Annotated in this window: 9 protein-coding genes; 7 read left to right on the top strand and 2 right to left on the bottom strand. The window is 45.3% G+C overall.

The window, feature by feature from the left end:
* Window positions 1–520 precede the first annotated feature (520 nt).
* From VB740_RS30300 to VB740_RS30270, 7 genes are all read left to right on the top strand, one after another.
* Window positions 521–1144 (top strand): NHLP leader peptide family RiPP precursor, encoded by a 624-nt coding sequence (locus tag VB740_RS30300; protein WP_323203541.1) that lies wholly within the window; start codon window positions 521–523, stop codon window positions 1142–1144.
* 126 nt (window positions 1145–1270) lie between these two features.
* Window positions 1271–4582 carry a type 2 lanthipeptide synthetase LanM family protein gene (locus VB740_RS30295; protein WP_323203540.1) on the top strand — a complete coding sequence of 1104 codons (3312 nt, stop codon included), beginning with the start codon at window positions 1271–1273 and terminating at the stop codon, window positions 4580–4582.
* A gap of 32 nt (window positions 4583–4614) precedes the next feature.
* A complete protein-coding gene (locus VB740_RS30290; RefSeq protein WP_323203539.1) occupies window positions 4615–5691 on the top strand; it encodes a cupin-like domain-containing protein in 1077 nt (358 codons plus the stop codon).
* A gap of 83 nt (window positions 5692–5774) precedes the next feature.
* The gene (locus tag VB740_RS30285) at window positions 5775–6689 is read left to right on the top strand and encodes a GNAT family N-acetyltransferase (RefSeq protein ID WP_323203538.1); all 915 of its coding nucleotides are present in this window, start codon (window positions 5775–5777) and stop codon (window positions 6687–6689) included.
* A gap of 342 nt (window positions 6690–7031) precedes the next feature.
* Complete coding sequence (locus VB740_RS30280) at window positions 7032–8471, top strand: NHLP bacteriocin system secretion protein (protein ID WP_323203537.1); 1440 nt, start codon at window positions 7032–7034, stop codon at window positions 8469–8471.
* A 124-nt stretch (window positions 8472–8595) separates the two neighbouring features.
* Window positions 8596–10749, top strand: coding sequence for an NHLP family bacteriocin export ABC transporter peptidase/permease/ATPase subunit (locus tag VB740_RS30275; protein WP_323203543.1), 2154 nt, complete (start codon window positions 8596–8598; stop codon window positions 10747–10749).
* 2 nt (window positions 10750–10751) lie between these two features.
* Window positions 10752–13004 (top strand): NHLP bacteriocin export ABC transporter permease/ATPase subunit, encoded by a 2253-nt coding sequence (locus VB740_RS30270; protein WP_416290943.1) that lies wholly within the window; start codon window positions 10752–10754, stop codon window positions 13002–13004.
* Window positions 13005–13155: 151 nt separating this feature from the next.
* Here VB740_RS30270 and VB740_RS30265 read toward each other — a convergent pair whose 3' ends face one another.
* Entirely contained in the window at window positions 13156–17904 is a 4749-nt protein-coding gene (locus tag VB740_RS30265; protein ID WP_323203536.1) for a hypothetical protein, read from the bottom strand.
* On the bottom strand, window positions 17901–19268 hold the full coding sequence (locus VB740_RS30260) for an ATP-binding protein (RefSeq protein WP_323203535.1): 1368 nt from the start codon (window positions 19266–19268) through the stop codon (window positions 17901–17903). Before VB740_RS30260 ends, VB740_RS30265 begins: the two co-directional genes overlap by 4 nt.
* Window positions 19269–19840: the final 572 nt, after the last annotated feature.

The following is a 19840-nucleotide window of genomic DNA, read 5'->3' as shown; positions in this document are numbered from 1 at the left end:
CTACATGAATTGCCCCTACGTGAAAATAAGGGTTTCGGCTATTGTTTGCGTAAGTCCTGTTATAATCGCTATCAAATAGATATACCTTAATCTTTTGCCCAAAATTTAACATAATTTGGGCTATTTTTATTGAATTTTTATTACCATTCAACACTTTTGTAGTCTTATATTTAATTGATAAATACCTAAAAATAGTTAATTATCACTCCAATCACAAAAGAATATTATTGGTATTAAGAAATAGGTTGATGGTTGGCAAACAAACCAGACCTTGTATTTACCAAAAAACTCTATTTCTCAACGCAGAGAATTAGCTTAAAAGGTAGCTTTGACTGTCAAAACTTTTATGCTACGGGTAATACGTTAAAAAGACCTTGGGTAAACCTAAAAGGAATTTTTAGCACTTATTATTTTTGCCCAACCTCAGAGAGAAGGGAGTTAATAGTGAAGGCATCATTAACTCACCCTCATCAATTGGCAGAGTTATTGTTCAAACAAACCATTAATTAGGAGACATTCCATGACGACGATCACAAATATCCAAACAGCTCAAGAAGTTATCGCTAGAGTTTGGTCTGATGAATCCCTGAAAACCAAACTGTTGAATAATCCCAAATCTGTTCTAGCTGAATATGGGCTAGAGTTTCCCAATTCTGTGGAGGTGCAAGTGCATGAAGATACATCTAGTTTGATGAACTATGTCTTGCCGCAGGCAAGCGAAATCCCCCAAGGAGTGGATCTGGAGGAAGTTGAGCCAGTAGCAGGGAAAGTGATGAAGCTGGCATTGGCAGATGAAACATTCAAAACCAAACTGTTGAGCGATCCCAAGCCTGCGATCGCCCAAGCAATGGGTTTGATGTTGCCAATGTCATTGGAGATTCGAGTTTACGAAGATACACCCACGGTGAAACACCTGGTTTTACCCGTCAACCCTTTTAACTCCGAACTCAGCGATGCAGATTTGGAATTAGTGGCTGGTGGTAAGGCTTCGGATAAAGACCAAGCGATTATTTGTGGAAGCACATCTGGAGGTGCCGCTATTGGTTGCGCTGCCGCCGCCTTTACTACTCCGATAGCTGCGGTAGCTAGTGGTGTAGCGGGTGGATCAGCGGCTATTGCCTCGTCGGTTGCGGCTAATACCTAAGCTGTTATTAAGACTGTAGGGGGCATCGATTTAGACCTCAACAGCAGTTTTTAGTTTCTGAGGAGTTTCTCAGGTGATTAATAATTGCCTGAGAAGCCTCTAGTACCTTCTCAAAGGTTAGAACTCATGCTTAGGACACAAGATTATCAAGATCGGCGAGGTAAGGTTAGCAGCAATCCCGATCGTGCTACAATTTCCATTCAAGAATTAATCAGCTTGACTGAACGCGCTTTGAGCCTCGATGAGTTAGACGATTATCCTGCCTATCCCTCCAACGTTGAAGAACGCGAAGAAGCTCAACGACTACTCACGCGATGGGAAGACCTGATTAGACTCCGAACTAGTGACAAAGGCAACTTCGATCGCCGACTTGCCTTGATGGGGTTAACGCGGGAAACTGCCTTCAATAAACTGCAAATTCAGTGCCATCTTCAGCCGCAAGAGTTACCAGACTGGGCGATCCAATTAGGTCAAATTCTAAATCCAGCGACCTATCCCCCGTCTTTAGCCGTCAAGAATTTGCTAGCAGATATTCAAACGAGTAATGAACTTCAGTTTCCCGAATTTCTGCATCCTTTTATCTCCTACTACCTAGATCATCTCACATTGGCTTGTCCAGATTGGCGATCACAGTTAGAACCATCAGCGATCGCACCATTAGTTCACGATCTCCTCTCTCGCCTATCTACGCTCTGTGGCAGAACGGTGGCGTATGAAGTTAAACATCAAGACCAGTTGAGGTTATTAATAGGCGAAACCACTCAAGAGCGGTATCAAGATTACGTTAGCCGGCTTCTGGGAACCCCACAAGGTCTGTTTAGCCTATTGTGTCGTTACCCGGTACTAGGGCGGTTATTAGCGACCGTTACAAACCAAGCCATTGAGAACAGTGTTCAATGGTTGCAACGCTTAATTGCTGATCGCGCCGACATCGCAGCAACGTTTGGACAAGGAAAAGAACCTGGTAAGGTCGCGATCGTGCAAGCTGGTCTTTCCGATCCCCATGCGGGGGGTCAAACGGTTTGGCTGATTCAGTTTAGCTCCGGTCTAAAACTTGCTTACAAACCTCGGAGTTTAGCCATAGACGTAGCTTATCATCAGTTACTAGAGTGGCTTGCTCGCACGGCAACAACTCCCTTACTGAAAGCAGCCCCAGTATTGGCTAGGCAGGGCTACGGTTGGGTTAATTGGGTTGAAGCAGCCGATTGTCAAGACCATGAACAGGTCGCGCAGTTTTACCAGCGGCAAGGCGCACACTTAGCTCTGTTCTATATGCTGCGCGGCAACGACTTTCACGAGGATAACTTCATTGCTGCTGGCGCTTATCCCATTCCGATCGATTTAGAAACGATTGGTTCCTTTGCCCTTAGCTATACCACTTCCCAGGAAGTAGAAGCGTTACCAATGCATTGGAAACCAATTACTGATTCAGTTGCTTTCACTTCAATGCTACCGCGCTGGCAGTCGGGTAATGCTGGCAAGGAAATCATCGCCATGACCGGGATTGCAGGTAGAGACGAACGTCAAACCCTGCCCACTCAATGGTGGACTTGGCAGCATCTGGGTACGACCCAAATGGGCTTGAAGTATGAATATGTATTGCCTAGACCTGCAACTTGCTTGCCTAAATTAGCAGGGCGCTCCGTCGGAATGCAACCTTTTTTAGACCAGGTATTAGCGGGCTTTACGTGTACCTATCAAACGTTTCTGGCTCATCAAGAGTTTCTTTTGAGTGAAGATAGCCCACTGGCAGCATTCCAATATCTTCCCACGAGAGTTTTAGTGAGGAACACAGAAGAATATGCCAGATTGCTGTTTTGGTTGACAGCACCAGACAATTTAACGAGCGGTAAGGCGTATGATGTTGCCTTGGAGATGCTCTGTGACGGTCGGATTGATCGCGAACAGGAGATGCAGCCCTGGTTCAAACTTTTAGCGGCTGAAAAACAGTCGTTGTGGCAGCAGGATATCCCCTATTTTGAAGGATCGACTTCTGGATGTTACTTGATGTCTCAGGGGAGAGTTTGTGTTGCATCGGTTAACGAGCATAGCAGTTACACACTCATTCAGCAGCAGATAAAGACGGCTTGCGAACTTGACTTAGACTGGCAGAAGCAATTAATCCGGGCTTCTCTAGAAATGTTTTTCACGCCTAGTGGAGTTCCACTGTCTATTGCACAGAACCCGAACGCGCCCAAAACCGGATTAGAACCCGATCAGGCTTCAACTTCTCGAATTCGTGAACATTTAAACATTCTGGGAGAAACCTTTAGCAAACTAGCAGTCACTCATCCGGATGGCATTAGCTGGCTAACTATCGAGAGTAAACGTAACTATAGTTCGCTGACTTCTTTAGTGAATCCAGTCCCTTGGTCTAGTGTAGGATCTGCGGGTACGGCTGTTTTCTTAGCGAACTTAGCGGCTTATATGGGGAACAGCGCTTGGGCAACTCTGGCGATAGAGACAACTAAGACTGCGGCTGTGGCAATTCGCCACCACGCCAACACCCATCCCTTTTTCATGTCCCCCCACTTAAAAGGGTGCAATGGATTGGCAATGGTCATCTATGCGTTGTTGGTGTGTCGCGATCGCTTAGGAGATCAATCTTGCCTGGAACTGGCACAGGATCTGATCAAAGAAATAAGCGTCGAAGAATGGGGACAGGTCGCCGACCCAGACTTCCTCAATGGTTCAGCCTCGGCTCTGGTCACATTAGTGCAACTTTATCAACATATACCAGACCCGCAAATCTTAGAGAGAGCACAAGCGGTTGCGAAAGGGATGCTGGTGTATCAAGTGGCAGATGGTATCCATGCGGGTGGCTTTAAAGTTCCTATTGCTTCACGACCTCTAATCGGAATGGCTCATGGCACAGCGGGAATTGCTTATGCACTCTTTAGCTTGGAGCGCTTGACGGGCGATCGCGTCCTGAAAGTGGCGATTCGTAAGGCTCTAGCTTATGAACGGTCTCATTACGATCGAGAACAGCAAGACTGGCGTAACTTGCAACATACAGGGGATAGCCCCTCATTTATGACGGGCTGGTGTGCTGGTGCTCCAGGAATTGGTTTAGCTCGTCTAGCTATGTTAGATGGTTGGAATGATGGCGATTTAATCCCAGAGATTGATGCGGCGTGTCAAGCCACTTTGCGTCATCTCGGATTAGTTGGACATCACCTGTGTTGCGGGGAGGCTGGACGAATTATTTTCTTGATTAATGCGGGGGTGTGTCTCAACCGACCCGAACTGTATCAAGCAGCAGCAAAGGCTAGCAACAATATGATCGAGTTTTACGAACAACAGGGATTTTGGAAACTGCATTCAGTTTCGGCACGATCAATTATTCCTGGTCTTTCCGATGGCGTAGCGGGTATTGGACTAGCATTGCTAGCACTTTTAGAACCGCAGAAAACGTCTCGTTTTCTGACACTATCTTGAACTCAAGCAATATAGCGAATGGGGACATCATCATGATTGAGGAACGGTTTGAACAAATTCCTCGCAGAGCATATCTTTCACAGGAAGAGTTTGAGCAAGATTTTTTGCTTGAGAGAAAGCCCGTTATTTTGACCAATCTTTTCCAAGATCAACCAATTCAAAAGTTAGCGAATATCGAGAGTGTGCGTCGGCAGCTAGGAGAAATTCCACTCATGGTTTCCGAAGGTATCAGACATTATCATCTGGCTCAAACGAATGCTAGTTTTGAACCTGCTCGCTCTCTGATGCTAGGTGACTATCTCGACTTCATCGATCAAGAGCCAGAAACCGCTCTACTCTGCTCAGAAAATGCTTTACCAGATGAAATTCAGATGTTATTCACAATACCCAAATATTGCCAATTTGGAGATCGGGACGATCTGACGACTCGGCTATTTTTGGGCAATGCTGGAAATTATGCTCATCTACACTTTGATGGTGATTTTCGTCAGGTTTTGTTTTACCAAGTTTGTGGCAGTAAGCGGATTGTGATCATTCCAGCCAATGCTGCTCCCAAATTAGTTCCAAATCAGCACTGGAGTATGGTGTGCCTAGAACATTTGAGCGAGGCAGAAAAAGACGCTTTCATTGCCTATGCAGGTGGTGTGCAATGCATCCTCAATCCTGGTGAAGCTCTGTTTTTTCCAGCAGCGGCGTGGCATTACGTAGAGTATTTAACAACGGGGATGTCGATAGCGATTCGTTTTGGTCGCAATCGGTACACTCGATTTTTAGGGGAAAAATGCCACTTAGACAGTAAGCTACAACGCATCGCTTCTCAAATGATTGATGAACAGACAGTTCAGGAACAGTATTCCAAAGAGTATGAAGTCATTCAACAGGCTTTTTACCAGCCAGCACAGAGTGTACGGGAAAAAGTTCGCCAGATGTCAACAGCTTACGATCATGTTTGGAAAGTGATTGCCGAGCCAGTAGAATCCATTTATCAAATCTCAATCCCCGATCAATTGGCTCAGACAACTTTGGAGATTCAAGCCCAACGTCGCTATGGCAATATCATCCAACCAATACCACAATTTGGCGGATGGGGATGGGCCAGTGCCAACTAAAAGATTTGATGAGGGAAGCCACACAAAATTAGTTTTCAGCTTGGATGTTCACTATTAAAAACTATATAGATAGTGTTTGTAAAATGTACACTCTAAATCTTCTAGAGAAACCCTTTGAAGCATTGGCTTATCAAACATTTACTTTTCCATTATTTCGCCCTCACTTGCAAGTCTTAAAACCAGGAAGTTCAATCGTGGCGATCGCGGCTTCTAATGCGAGCGAACCAATTGGTCTTGCGTTATCAGAAATTCAACCGAATGGTAAATTAGCTCAGGTGCTTTCTATTTTTGTAGCCCCATTCTACCGACGGCAAGGAATTGGTACAGCCCTTTTGAGACGATTGGAATCACAGTTACGATCTCAGGGTTGTACACATTTAGAATTAGTCTACACAACAGGTAAAACAACAACACCTGCGCTGGAGCGGTTGCTAGAAATCTGCGATTGGAATTCTCCCCAGCCACGAATGCTAGTAGGTAAATCTACTTATAGCAGTATGATAAACGCACCCTGGATGAAGCGGACTGCTTTACCTGCGAGCTACAGTTTGTTTCCCTGGCAAGAAATCACCCAGGACGATCGCACTGCGCTTGAGCAACAAACAAACTCTTGGATTCCATCACAGTTGATGCCGTTTCAGCATGAGCAAAATCTTGAACCTCTCAATAGCTTGGGGCTACGTTACCAAGGAGATGTAGTTGGCTGGATTATCACTCATCGCCTAGATCCTGAAACAATCCGATATACCTCTGGATTTGTTAGACCAGATTTACAGAAGGCAGGGCGTTATATTTCACTGATTGCAAATGCAATTCAACTTCAAATTGATGCCAAAGTTCTATTTGGAATTTGGACTGTTCCGTTTGTTTATCCAGCAATGGTGAGTTTTGTCCGCCAGCGAATGCTTCCCTACATGATTGCTATTGAAGAAAGCCGAATATCCTCAAAAAACTTGATTCAGCATCCAGTTAAGATTCCGGCTACTCAAATTGTTTAGCTGCAACCGCATCATTTCAAACAAATTGCTGACAGTTAAAATACCCTTGGCAAAATAAGAGCCTACAAAAATTTTGGTGAAAATAGCAAAATTACTCATACATAAGCGTTTAGCTTACAAGATAGTTTGGAAGCTCAAACCCTTGATACTGCGGTCAATATTTTAAAAAATCTTGGCGGAAAATCTTGAAGGAATTTTTAGGACTTATTGTTTTTGCTAAACCTTTGAGAACAGGGCGTTAATATATCAACTCAGCATCGTAAATTGGCGAAGGTATTGAGTTACTAACTCGATATCACAAGACAAATTTAGAAAATTCACTATTCCTCAACAGATGCTCCCATGATTACGCAAAAGCATCATCTATTCCGCAAAGAAGCATTGGAGCGAATTTCATCGCCTGAACGACTAGATCAAATCATGCAAGTTGTCAGCTTTCAGAAATGGATTCCCCTGGCAGCGTTCGGTACATTAATCATCAGTGTGGTGTTCTGGAGCGTAGTGGGTCGGATTCCAGTCACAGTCAACGGACAGGGCATGTTAGTTTTTCCAAGTAAAGTAGTGGCATTGCAAAGCCTAGGGGCGGGACGGCTGCTTACCTTGAAGGTTCGCGTTGGCGATGTCGTTAAAAAAGGACAGGTGATTGCGACAATCGACCAGGCGGAGCTGCAAAAGAAACTGCAACAATCGCGGGCTAAACTTGAGCAACTTCAATATCAGGATAGCAATGCCAGCGCCCTGCAACAGCAACGGATTGGGTTAGATCAAGTCGTCCTGCAACAACACCGATTCAACTTGGAGAACAGCCTGCAATCGGCGCGAACAGTCAGTGTGCTGTTGCGTGAGAAGGGTTTAGAATCCATTCATAGCGATCGCCACAACCTCCAGCAGCGCTTGCAAACCATCCGTGACCTATTACCCACGCTCAGACGGCGATACGAGATTCGTCAGCAGTTATTTCAAGAAGGGGTAATTTCTGGCGATACCGTGCTTGCATCACGGCAAGAGTTGATTGATGGAGAAGCCAAAGTTAATGATGCCCAATCCCAACTGAAACAACTGGATGTGAAAGAAGCGGATGCTCAACGGCAATATCTAGAGAACCTCAACTCCATTCGAGATATTCAGGCTCAGTTGAAAGAACTGGACACCAAAAAAGCTAGTCAAGCACAACAAGATTTGGATGCGTTAACCAATCGTAAAAAAGAGATACAGGAAACAGAGCGAGAAATTGCTCAACTGCAACTGCAACTCAAAAACACCAGCCAAATTATCAGCCTTTATACCGGACAGGTGATCGAACTCTCGGCAAGCCCCGGACAACTGATTGTTCAAGGAACCGCCATCGGGTCGATCGAGGCGCAAGACCCTGGTGGCAAACTCATGAGCGTTGCTTTCTTCCCCGCTGGGGAGGGCAAAAAGCTGAAATCAGGAATGAAACTCCAAATTACGCCCACCACAGTCAAGCGAGAAGAATTTGGGGGCATCGTCGGCACCATCGGTGAAATTTCCACCTTTCCGATCACGCAAGAGGGCGCAGTCCGGTCGGTAGGCAGTGCCGAAGTGGTCAAAGGGTTGCTAGCTCAAGGGCCACAACTGGAAGCATTTGCTACGCTTGAGCCTGATCCATCCACCTTCAGTAGCTGGAAGTGGTCATCTTCCAGGGGGCCACGCCAAAAAATCACCTCTGGTACTCCAACGACGGTGCGCGTCACCGTGGAAGAACGCGCCCCGATTTCGTTTGTGTTTCCGATTCTTAAATCCTGGACAGGGGTTTATTAAAATGCGACTGCACTATCTCAAAACAAGATTACAAGCACTTGCCAAAAGGTGGATGCCAGTACCGATACAATGGCTGAAACAGAAATGGGTACGCCGACGCAGGCGCACACCGATGCTACTCCAAATGGAAGCTGTGGAGTGCGGGGCGGCAGCTTTAGGGATTATCCTCAGCTATTATGCTCGTATCGTTCCCCTGGCTGAACTACGGCACAAGTGCGGCATCTCGCGGGACGGCAGCAAAGCCGCTAACATTTTAGGTGTAGCGCGGAGCTACGGAATGGAGGCTAAAGGGCTGAGGTTAGACCTGGAAGCAGTGTCAAAATTGGTCTGTCCTTACATTGTATTTTGGAATTTTAACCATTTCCTGGTGGTCGAGGGCTTCAGTAAAAAGCGCGTTTATCTCAATGATCCAGCCACAGGCCCGCGCACAGTTTCTCGCACCGAATTTGCGGAGGCGTTCACCGGCGTTGTACTGGTATTAGAACCGGGAGCCGAGTTTCGACCAGGAGGACAAAAACCAAGTATTTTGCTGTCGCTCTGGGGGCGATTGCAAGGATCATGGGGTGCATTGACCTACTGTGTACTAGCAGGCTTGCTGCTGGTGATTCCGGGGTTGGCAATGGCGGCTTTCTTGCGGGTATTTGTGGATGATGTGTTAGTGCAAAACAGAGAGGAGTGGTTGCGACCACTGATCATTGGCATTCTGTTTACGGCCGTCCTGAATGGATTTTTGACGTTGCTGGAGTTGCAGTTTCTACGCCGGATGAAGATCAAGCTATCGGTCGGCATGTCGAGCCGCTTTCTGTGGCATATGCTGCATCTTCCTGTGAGCTTCTATGATCAACGGTTTGCTGGGGAAATTAGCAGCCGCTTCAGCCTAAATGACAATTTAGCTGGTATGCTTTCTGGACAGTTGGCGACTACTCTGATTTCAGTTGTGACAGTTGTTTTTTATGCGATCGTCATGCTGCAATATGATGTGATTTTGACTACCATTGGCATTGCGTTTGTCATCATCAACATTGTGGCTTTGAAATTTGTTTCGCGCCGACAAATAGATGCCAATATGCAACTAATGCAGGAGCAAGGCAAAGTTAGCGGCGTGGCGATCGCTGGACTGCAAAGTATGGAAACCCTCAAAGCATCGGGGTTAGAGTCTGATTTCTTTGCTCGCTGGGCAGGCTACTACGCCAAATCCACTAATGTGCAGCAAGCGCTTAACCTGTCGAACCAATCCCTGAACTTGCTGCCATCTTTGCTTTCCGGGATCGCGTCGATGTTGCTGCTGGTAATCGGCAGTCTCAGAGTTATGGATGGCATCCTCAGCATTGGTATGTTAGTGGCATTTCAAGCATTGATGCAAAAGTTTATGGAACCTGTTAATACGCTTGTCGGTTTGGCCAGCGATCTGCAAGTTCTGGAAGGGGATCTCAATCGTCTGGATGATGTCTTACAAAACCCGCTCGATCCGCAGTTGGCATACGAATCTGGATTCACCCAGAATTCCAAAAAATCGCAACTCGCAAGTCGCAGCAAACTTCAAGGCTATGTCGAACTCCGCAACCTCACCTTCGGTTATAACCGCCTTGCACCGCCGTTAATTGAAAACTTTAATATTTCACTCAAACCGGGACAGCGAGTCGCGCTGGTGGGTGGCAGTGGATCGGGCAAGTCAACCGTTGCCAAGCTGATCTGTGGGCTATATGAACCGTGGCAGGGTGAAATTCGGTTTGATGGCCAACCGCGATCGGAGATTTCGCGCACCGCAATTGTGACCGCGATCGCCTTTGTCGAGCAGGATATTGTCCTGTTTGGCGGCAGTATTCGAGATAACTTGACCCTTTGGGATTCGACAGTATCCGAATGTGACTTAATTCGAGCCTGCCAACATGCTGCCATTCATGAGGTGATTTTGGCGCAACCCGGTGGCTACGATGCGGTGCTTTTAGAAGGAGCAACTAACTTGAGCGGCGGACAACGACAGCGCCTAGAAATTGCCCGCGCGTTGGTAAACAATCCCAGCGTGTTGGTAATGGATGAAGCTACTAGTGCGCTTGATACTGAGACGGAAAACATCATCAATCACAATCTCCGACAATGCGGCTGTACCTGCATCATCGTGGCGCATCGCCTTAGTACCATTCGCGATTGTGATGAAATTATTGTCTTGGAGCAGGGAAAAGTGGTGCAGCGCGGTACCCACGAAGCTTTAAACCAGGTAGAAGGCCCATACTCACACTTAATTCGCAGCCAAGGGGAAGCCCTTGAGGAGGTTTAATTATGCGATTGCAAACAGAGATTCATCAAGATACTCAATCAGACATTACAACTGCATCGTTGTTTGAGGAAAAAGAGCGCCTCAACCGACAGGTGATGGAAAATACCCTGGCAGACCTGGCATCGATCCTGTATCCCCAGAGCACAGATCCCTTCTCGAATAGTTCGTACACGACCGATCCGCATCAGATGTTGTTAATGGCGGCGGGGGCGGTGGGTAAAGCACTAGGAATTGCTATTGAGCCACCTGCCAAGTCAGAAGATATAAACCGAGTGCAAGCCCCGATCGAGGTGATCGCCCGGTCTTCACGGGTGCGGGTGCGGCGGGTGACGTTGCGAGACAACTGGTGGCAAAAAGACGGCGGCCCAATTCTGGCATATACCTTGGAAGATAACCATCCTGTGGCGCTACTGCCCATTTCAGACACCCGTTACGAACTGCTTGATCCGTCAACCTTAACTCGCATTCCCGTCGATATCCACAGTGCAGCGGCACTTTCTTCCATCGGCTACACCTTCTATCGTCCCCTACCGCTCGTCCTCAAAACCCAGAGCCTGCTGCAATTTGCCGCGCGGGGGCATCTCAAGGAACTCCTGATCATCTTGAGTACTGGCATTTTGGGGGCACTACTCGGAATGCTGACACCCCAAGCCACTGCGATTTTGATTGACAGTGCGATTCCAGATGCCAATCGCGGTTTATTAATGCAAATCGCCTTGGGACTTTTGGCAACCGCCTTTGCTAGCACGCTATTCCAGCTTATGCAAGGGTTTGCCCTTATACGGCTGGATACCTTTGCCAATTCCTCGATTCAAGCGGGAGTGTGGGATCGACTGCTGAACCTGAAGGTATCCTTTTTTCGTCAGTATGCGATCGGCGATCTCAACTCACGGGTCAGCGCAATTAGCCAAATCCAGCAAAAATTGAGTAACACGGTTCTTAAGACAATCTTCTCTGGACTGTTTTCGTTACTCAATTTGGGGCTGCTATTCTTCTATAGTATGCCACTGGCGCTGATTGCCGTGGCTGTAGCGCTGGTCAACATCGTAGTGATGATCGTCTCTGGCATCCTGACGCTGCGCCAGATCCGTCCTTTACTAGAACGCCAAGGCAAGCTATCTGGTGTGGTGGTGCAGTTGATCAATGGCGTAACTAAACTGCGCGTAGCGGGCGCGGAGTCTAGAGCCTTTGCCTACTGGGCAAAAGAGTATCGGCAGCAGATCAAACTGATCCTGCAAACCCAGGGGATTGAAGACAGCCTGGCGGTGATCAACAAGGTATTGCCTGCAATCACAACGGCTGCCCTGTTTTGGTTCGCCATTACATTGCTGAAGCAATCTCAGCCTCAAGGCGGCTTATCCACAGGTACTTTTCTGGCGTTTAATGCGGCGTTTGGCACGTTTATTAGCGGTGCAACCAGCTTGAGCAGTACGGTGGTCGATATGCTGCAAGTCTTGCCACTCTGGAAACGCGCGAAACCGATTCTGAGTGCTATTCCTGAAGTAGATGCTAGCAAAACCGATCCGGGACGACTAGTGGGCAAGCTGCTCGTAGACCATGTGGTTTTCCGCTATCGCGATGACGGGCCATTAACCCTGGATGATGTGAGTTTCCATGCGGAACCGGGTGAGTTTATTGCCTTGGTAGGCCCGTCTGGCAGCGGCAAATCGACGCTGTTCCGGCTGTTGCTGGGCTTCGACACGCCAGAGTCGGGCAGCATTTATTACGATGGGCAAGACTTAAACGGATTGAATGTTAATGCAGTACGCCGCCAGCTTGGTGTGGTGCTGCAAAATAGTCGCTTAATGTCTGCGCCGCTGTTTGAGAACATTGCTAGCGGTGCCCTGATCTCGATGGATGAAGCCTGGGAAGCAGCCCGGATGGCGGGCTTTGCCGCCGATATTGAAATGATGCCAATGGGGATGCACACGATCATCAGTGAAGGCGGCACAAATCTTTCCGGGGGACAGCGGCAGCGATTGCTGATTGCCCGATCACTCGTGCTCAAACCCAAAATCTTGTTATTTGACGAAGCCACAAGTGCCCTCGATAACCGCATCCAGGCAATCGTCAGCCAAAGTTTAGATCAGCTAAAGGTGACGCGGGTTGTAATCGCACACCGCCTCAGTACGATTCGCAACGCCGATCGCATTTACGTCTTAGCAGCAGGTCGCATCGTGCAACACGGAACGTTTGTCCAACTTGCCCAACAAGAGGGATTGTTTGCCCAACTGATCGCCCACCAAATGATCTGATTAGGTATTAGACCTCTTGCAAAAGTCACTCAGGAAGATTTGATTTTGGGGAGAAAAAGCTCGTAATTGTATCTTATATTATACAATTAAGCTGGTAATTAGATTGGTGTTCATTGCATTTTGTATTTCACTCAAGCGAGAATCATTATAGTTAGCAATTATCAATTTCATCACAAAGGTGGCGATCGCTTTCACTAACATTTGTGTTTGTTGCCAAATAGTCACGTAGCCAATTGTAACCCCTTACCAATAGTTGCTCTAAATTTTCAACCCGCCATAACCGAGCAGTGCGATCGCTTGAGGTGGTAGCAAGGTACTGTCCATCCGGGCTAAAACTAACGCTCCAGACTACACCTTGATGTCCTTGAAATTCCACTAATTGGTTACCCTGTAAATCCCACACTTTAGCAGTACGATCACTTGAGGCAGTAGCAAGGTACTGTCCATCCGGGCTAAAACTAACGCTCCAGACTCCAGCTTGATGACCTTGAAATTCTACTAATTGCTTACCTTGTAAGTCCCATAATCTAGCGGTGCAGTCACTTGAGGCGGTAGCAAGGTATTGCCCATCTGGGCTAAAACTGATGCACCAAACCTCACCCTGATGTCCTTGGAGTTCGGCTAGTTGATTGCCCTGTAAGTCCCACAATCTAGCAGTGCGATCGCCTGAGGCAGTAGCAAGATATTGCCCATTTGAGCTGAAACTGACACTGCTGACCCAACTGTAGTGCCCTTGAAGTTCGGCTAGTTGATTGCCCTGTAAGTCCCACAATCTAGTAGTGCGATCACCTGAGGCAGTGGCAAGGTATTGTCCACCTGGGCTGAAGCTGATGGCAATCACCCTACCTTTATGCGCTTGAAATTGGGCTAATTGGTTGCCCTTCAAGTTCCATAGTATAACAGTACCATCATCTGAAGCAGTAACAAGGTATTGTCCATTTGGGCTGAAGCTGACGCTGTTGACTCGGCTCTGATGCCCTTGTAATAGTGCCAATTGATTACCTTGCAAGTCCCATAGTCTAGCGGTGCAATCATTTGAGCTGGTAGCAAGGTAGTGCCCATCCGGGCTGAAGCTGACGCTATAAACCCAATCTAGATGCCCCTGAAATACAGTTAATCGGTTGCTCTGTAAATCCCAGAGTCTGGCGGTGCCATCATCTGATGCCGTTGCAAGATACTGCCTGTCAGGGCTGAAACTAACACTGTTGACCCAGCCCTGATGTCCTTGGAATATCATCAATTGATTACCCTGCAAGTCCCATACTCTAGCGGTGCAGTCACCTGATGCCGTTGCAAGATACTGCCCATCTGAGTTAAAACATGCGCTTATAACCCAGTCCTGATGTCCTTGGAATACCATCAATTGATTACCCTGCAAGTCCCATAATCTAGCAGTGCGATCGCTTGAAGCAGTGGCTAGACGTTGCCCATCCGGGTTAAAACTAATGCTGTGAATGCGGCCTTGGTGCCCTTGGAATATCATCAATTGATTACCCTGCAAGTCCCATAATCTAGCGGTGCAGTCACCTGATGCCGTTGCAAGATACTGCCCATCTGGACTGAAACTGACATTCCTGACTTCTAACTTATGCCCTTCAAAGACTACTAATTGGTTGCCTTGTAAATCCCACAGCCTGGCAGTGCAGTCACTTGAAGTAGTAGCTAGACGACGGTCATCCGGACTAAAACTGACGCTCCTGACCATAGCATCATGCCCTTGGAATACCATTAATTGGTTGCCCTGTGAATCCCACAGCCTAGCAGTGCCATCATCCGAAGCTGTAGCCAGATACTGTCCATTAAAGCTAAAACTAACGCTTCTGATCCCACCCTGATGTCCCAAAAATCGATTCTTTTCTTGGATATTGTTCAGAATCTGCTGTAAAGCTAACAATGGGCTAAGTGCAGGATATTTGTCAAAAGGGCAACCATTTTTGATTTGTCCTTTCAACTTTTGCCCAGCATGCATTGCTGCTAATAATGCTTCTATCTGCGAAAACTCGAACTGTCGCAAAACTCTAATTCCTGTTAGCTCTAATTCTGTACCTGCAATCGCTTTTTCAAAGGCGGCTTCGGCTTCTTGAAGCTTGAGTTGAGCTTCTTGAACCGCTCGATTGATACTATTTCGTTCCGCTGCTGCTGCCACCAAATCTTTTCTTACTTCTTGAAGTTTTGCTTCTAATCTCTGTTTGGCCTGTTCAGCTTGTTCTAGCTGCTCTTTAATCAATTTGCGCTGTTCTTCTGCTTTTTGGCGATGCTCTCTTTCTTTTTCCAATTCTGCAATTAATTCATTTAACTTCGGTTCTTGTTGCTGGCGAATAAAAGCGGCTAAATAGTCATGTACCAACTGATAACGGTCGGCTGGTAATTCTGGTAAAATAACTACCAAGCCGGAATCTACAAAAATCTTTAATACTAAATTTAATGTGCTAACTTCTGCGGTCGAATCAGCTGAAGAAAGAGCCTGCAAATCTCGTTCCACTTCAGCACGAGTTTTTAGGGGACGAGTTCCTTTTTCATCCGTGAACAAGTATAGTACTAACTCAGCAGCTTGCTTGTTTTCAGCACCACAGTCTCCAATCACTTCTGCCAGGTAGCGCTTGACCAATTCATTCTTAGGACCACGTTCCCGATACTGAGCTAAGGTAGTGATATTATCTGTTTGCAACTGTGCTCCTACAACCTGCAACTCAATTGGTCGCACTTCTCCTAACTCACCAGCTAAATCCTGTACCAACTCGTCAATTAAACCAGGCTCCAAGTGAAAATTAGAGCGCTGTGTCAATTGCTGAATAATGGACTTGGCATCAGCATATGAAAAATTTCCTAACGGGTAGAGAACATTCTTGCTCAAAATATCATTGCTAATAATTGCCATGCTGGGTAAACGATTGCATTCCAACAAATAATGTAAATAATCTTCCCGTAATGACAAGATAATTTTCACAGGCAAAATTTTCAGGCATTCTCCCAGAAACTCAAAAAATCGTCGCCTTTCGGCAGGAGCAGGATAGACGAAAAAGAATTCTTCAAACTGGTCAAAAATCAGTATCGTTCGCAAATTGCGTGACTCACTTTGCTGTATTTGTGCCAAGATAGCTACTGTGGAATCCAAAGGAGCAGTTAACTGTATCCCATTTTTCTCCAGTGCTACTGCTAATAACTGTCCTAACTCTGCAACCCAACTGGTGTAAACGCGCATCAACACAGGTAAAGCATCGTGGGTGCCAATGGCTTTTTGCTTAAGCGCTGGTAACAATCCCCCATTTACAAGCGAACTTTTCCCTACTCCAGACTGTCCGTGAATTACAATTAGCTTGTAATCATTGCGACCAATCCTCTCAACCAAATGCTCCACATCCAACAGCCGACCAGAAGCCGTAATTTCTAGAGCGACATTTTCCTGAGTTTCAACCTGCGTCAGTGCTAATTCTGCTTGTCGTTGTGGCTGTATTCGACCCGCCCCAACAAATGCTCGAAATCCATACTGCTGCTCAACTGATTGCCGTTCTAGTTTAATTTCAAAGGCTTTGATATATTGTCTATGCTCAAAATAGAGTTTCTGGAGATGATTTAAGATGTCAAGATACAAGCAGGGGTTTTCTTCGGGCTTGCCTACGCCTCTAGCTTCTTCTAAATTGCTAACAGCCTCTTGACTTTGACCTAAATATTGCTGTGCTTTTGCCAGAATGAATAAATATCGGCTGTGGTCAATTAGAAAAGATTTTTTATCATCTAATTCATAGGCATCCTTCGCATTATTAAACGTTTGTATTTTAAAACTTATGGATAACTGATCTAAAGCTTTCTTGGCTAACTGATAAGCATCATTCCAACGTTTTTGTGCTAAAGCGACTTCAGCTAAAAAGCCATAATCTATTGCTAAGTCAATCGATTTATCTTGATATTGATGATGCTGTAAACTTTTCTGAGCAAAAATTTGCAACTGCTGCCATTTTTGCAAATCTTGAAGAATATCTCCGAATTTAAGAAGTGATCTGGTACTTAAATTTGGTTTTTCCAGTTGCTGAAATATATCAAAGGCTAGCTGAACGTAATGCTTCGTTGCTTGCAAATTAGAGTGATTTGTTCTTCGATACCGAGGAGTTTTCACATAGTAGCAAAATGCAATATCAATAAGTACTTTTATCTGCCGCTCTAAATTGTTATTTTTCTGCCATAAATCTAAGCTTTTTTGATAATGTTCTAATGCAATATCTATTTTACTTTCGACATATTTAACTTCACCAAGTAAGAATTCTATAATTGCTCTCAGTTCTAAGTCTAATACTGATTCCCGACCTTGTAAATCATTACAAGCTAGTTTAATTTCTTGAGTAGCTTCTATATCCAGAATTAAATTACCCTCAAAGAATTGTTGAGCAATTTGTTTGATAAAATCAATCAGTTCGCTAGTGGCAATCACAAAATCTGTAGTGATTGCCCAACTTTCGAAGTCAGGAGCTAGCTGCATCAACTTCTTCAAGACTTCATCATTGATCCAGAGAATAAGTGGAAAATCAAAATTCTTCCGAAACTCTTCTCGTACTTGATTGGTTGTAGTCAACAAACGATCAAGATCATCCACAGATTCTAAGCCAAATACCATCAAAGCACTTGGCTGTTCTTCTCTTACTTCCATATAAATCTTGCCGTAGAAGGCTTTTTCAGATTTTTCTACTTCAAGAATACGTATGTTAACGTTGGTAAGCTCTCGCAAGCTTTCTATTAGATGTGATCGCAAGCTTGTATAGTTACAACGAACCAAAAACAGCTTGAACTGACCAACAGAAGCTTCAATCGCCCAAGCTAGTTCCTCCAAGGCATTCTTATTGTAGGCAGTAGCATCCATAGCATTTTCCTGCCACACTCCGCTATCTGACCAGTGCATTTCACTCATGGTTGTAACTCTTTGGCTTCTGCCAAAATCGGATTGATATCAAACCAAAATTCATTGCTATTTCTATATTCAAACACTAACCGACTGCGAATGAGCTTTTGGTATCCTTGGTCACCACTGACTTTTTTCCGTTGCCTAACTTGACGTAGCAACTCCCACTCATCATCGGAGATAGGAATGATCATCTCACTACAGCGAACACGAATTATATCTTCCAGAGTCTGGCGAGACAAAGGCAGCTGTCTTTCCTTTTTAATCCAAGCATTCAATAACCTTAGTAAGTCTCGAACATGTCCTCCACTAACAAGACACAGGCGCTCTAAGGTTTGGGGACTGTCAAATATTTCTGATATTTTTTCCAAGCGCTGCTTTTCATCCAAATCTGGAAAAGCTCTCGCCAGTACCATCTGTTGTAGCAGGCTTATCCCTGCTTTACAGTCTTTACCATCTTGTTGCACAAGTACCATCGGCAACACCTTAGGTTCTTCTGAAAATCGCTGGGTAAGGTTCCCATAGTCATTTGAGAACTTTAACGCTAAGGGCATTGTATAGACTACATGACAATTTAGCTTGGTCAGATACTCACCCTGATCGACAAACAGGTATTCTTGTTGTGGACGTCCCCAAGCCTTTTGGCGACTATCTATGCGATCAAGATTATCCACAATTACCACCAGCCCTTTTTTACCCAGCTGTTTTAATTTGGCAATCGCAGGTTCTAATAGTTCCTGATTAATTGCTTCCAAGAGTTGAGTTTTTTGTGGTCCCAAATACTGGTTGAGTTTTTCCCGCAGCATTGCGTCATTTTTCACAGTAGTAGTAATTTCACCAATACCAAACGCGATAGAAAACTTTTCGTTTTCCGAAGTGATACTTACATCACCTATTTTGGGAATTCCAGGTATTTCAGGAGCCTTGAATTTAATACCTGTCACCTCAGAATTTAATACCTTCCATGCTCCCTGTAGCAAATTTTTTAGTCTACTGGGTTCCTCAAGTATGATCTTGTCCAAACTTTGACTGATGCGACACGCGATCGCTAGAAGAACATCGCCAATATCCACATCTGCCATTTCTAGGTCTTCACTGGACTCAAAATAGACCACATGAAACTCTTCCTGTTCCAGTTCTGTCTTGAGCCTTAATAACTCTGTTGATTTACCACAACCAATATGGCCTGTAAATAAAACACAGGTCGGATCATCGGGAGAGAAAAATGTGATGTTATCTTTTAATTCCTCGATGATTTTGCCGCCTCGTACTGACGAAAAGTCAATGTAATACTTTCTGTCTTCTGTATTTGCTATAACCAGCGTCTTACTGGGATTAGTTGCCTGAAAAAACTTACGTAAATCTACTGTCATACCATAGTTAAGTGATATTTTTAAACTTGATTAAACGATACGCTTGACCAAGTAGTTTTTACTGAAATTTATTTTTTCTTAACTAAGAGGGTGTTTATAAATAAAAAATAAAGAGCACTGCAATCATTTTCCAGGACAGGTATTAAAAAAAAGACAGTCGTTGTATTTAAATCCGATATCATCAGCCTAAAAGCTTATTTCACAGGCATTTCCGATCCCGAATGGGATTTAATTAAATTAATGATTCCAATTATCGTAAGCGCAAACTTGAAAAAAATCGTGAAATCAATTTTAGATACAGGGTCTTAATTTCAAGTTTTCCCATAGCAGTAGCTTTTCTAACATCCGAATTGTCAAGTGAATCTTGACGCAACTTTTCAAACGATCACAACTGATAGACTTCTTGCAGAAGTGGGGGAAAGGAGTGGAATTTCCCCTTACCCGATGGCACTAAGAAAAGATACAGCCCTTGCTCTGACTGGTTCCCAGCCTAGAGGCTGGGAACCCATTCTGGGAAGCTCCGCCTCCAGTAGCTTGACAAGAGGCAGAGCCTCTTTTGAATACATTCCCAG

Source organism: Nostoc sp. UHCC 0251, from assembly GCF_034932245.1.
Lineage (GTDB): Bacteria > Cyanobacteriota > Cyanobacteriia > Cyanobacteriales > Nostocaceae > Nostoc.
This window is presented reverse-complemented; position numbering and strand designations above follow the sequence as displayed.

Bases quoted from the DNA above. Each gene is read 5' to 3' on its own strand.
- VB740_RS30295 (WP_323203540.1), top strand. From the start codon at position 1,271: ATGCTTAGGACACAAGATTATCAAGATCGGCGAGGTAAGGTTAGCAGC.
- VB740_RS30275 (WP_323203543.1), top strand. From the start codon at position 8,596: ATGGAAGCTGTGGAGTGCGGGGCGGCAGCTTTAGGGATTATCCTCAGC.
- VB740_RS30290 (WP_323203539.1), top strand. From the start codon at position 4,615: ATGATTGAGGAACGGTTTGAACAAATTCCTCGCAGAGCATATCTTTCA.
- VB740_RS30270 (WP_416290943.1), top strand. From the start codon at position 10,752: ATGCGATTGCAAACAGAGATTCATCAAGATACTCAATCAGACATTACA.
- VB740_RS30280 (WP_323203537.1), top strand. From the start codon at position 7,032: ATGATTACGCAAAAGCATCATCTATTCCGCAAAGAAGCATTGGAGCGA.
- VB740_RS30300 (WP_323203541.1), top strand. From the start codon at position 521: ATGACGACGATCACAAATATCCAAACAGCTCAAGAAGTTATCGCTAGA.
- VB740_RS30285 (WP_323203538.1), top strand. From the start codon at position 5,775: ATGTACACTCTAAATCTTCTAGAGAAACCCTTTGAAGCATTGGCTTAT.
- VB740_RS30265 (WP_323203536.1), bottom strand. From the start codon at position 17,904: ATGAGTGAAATGCACTGGTCAGATAGCGGAGTGTGGCAGGAAAATGCT.
- VB740_RS30260 (WP_323203535.1), bottom strand. From the start codon at position 19,268: ATGACAGTAGATTTACGTAAGTTTTTTCAGGCAACTAATCCCAGTAAG.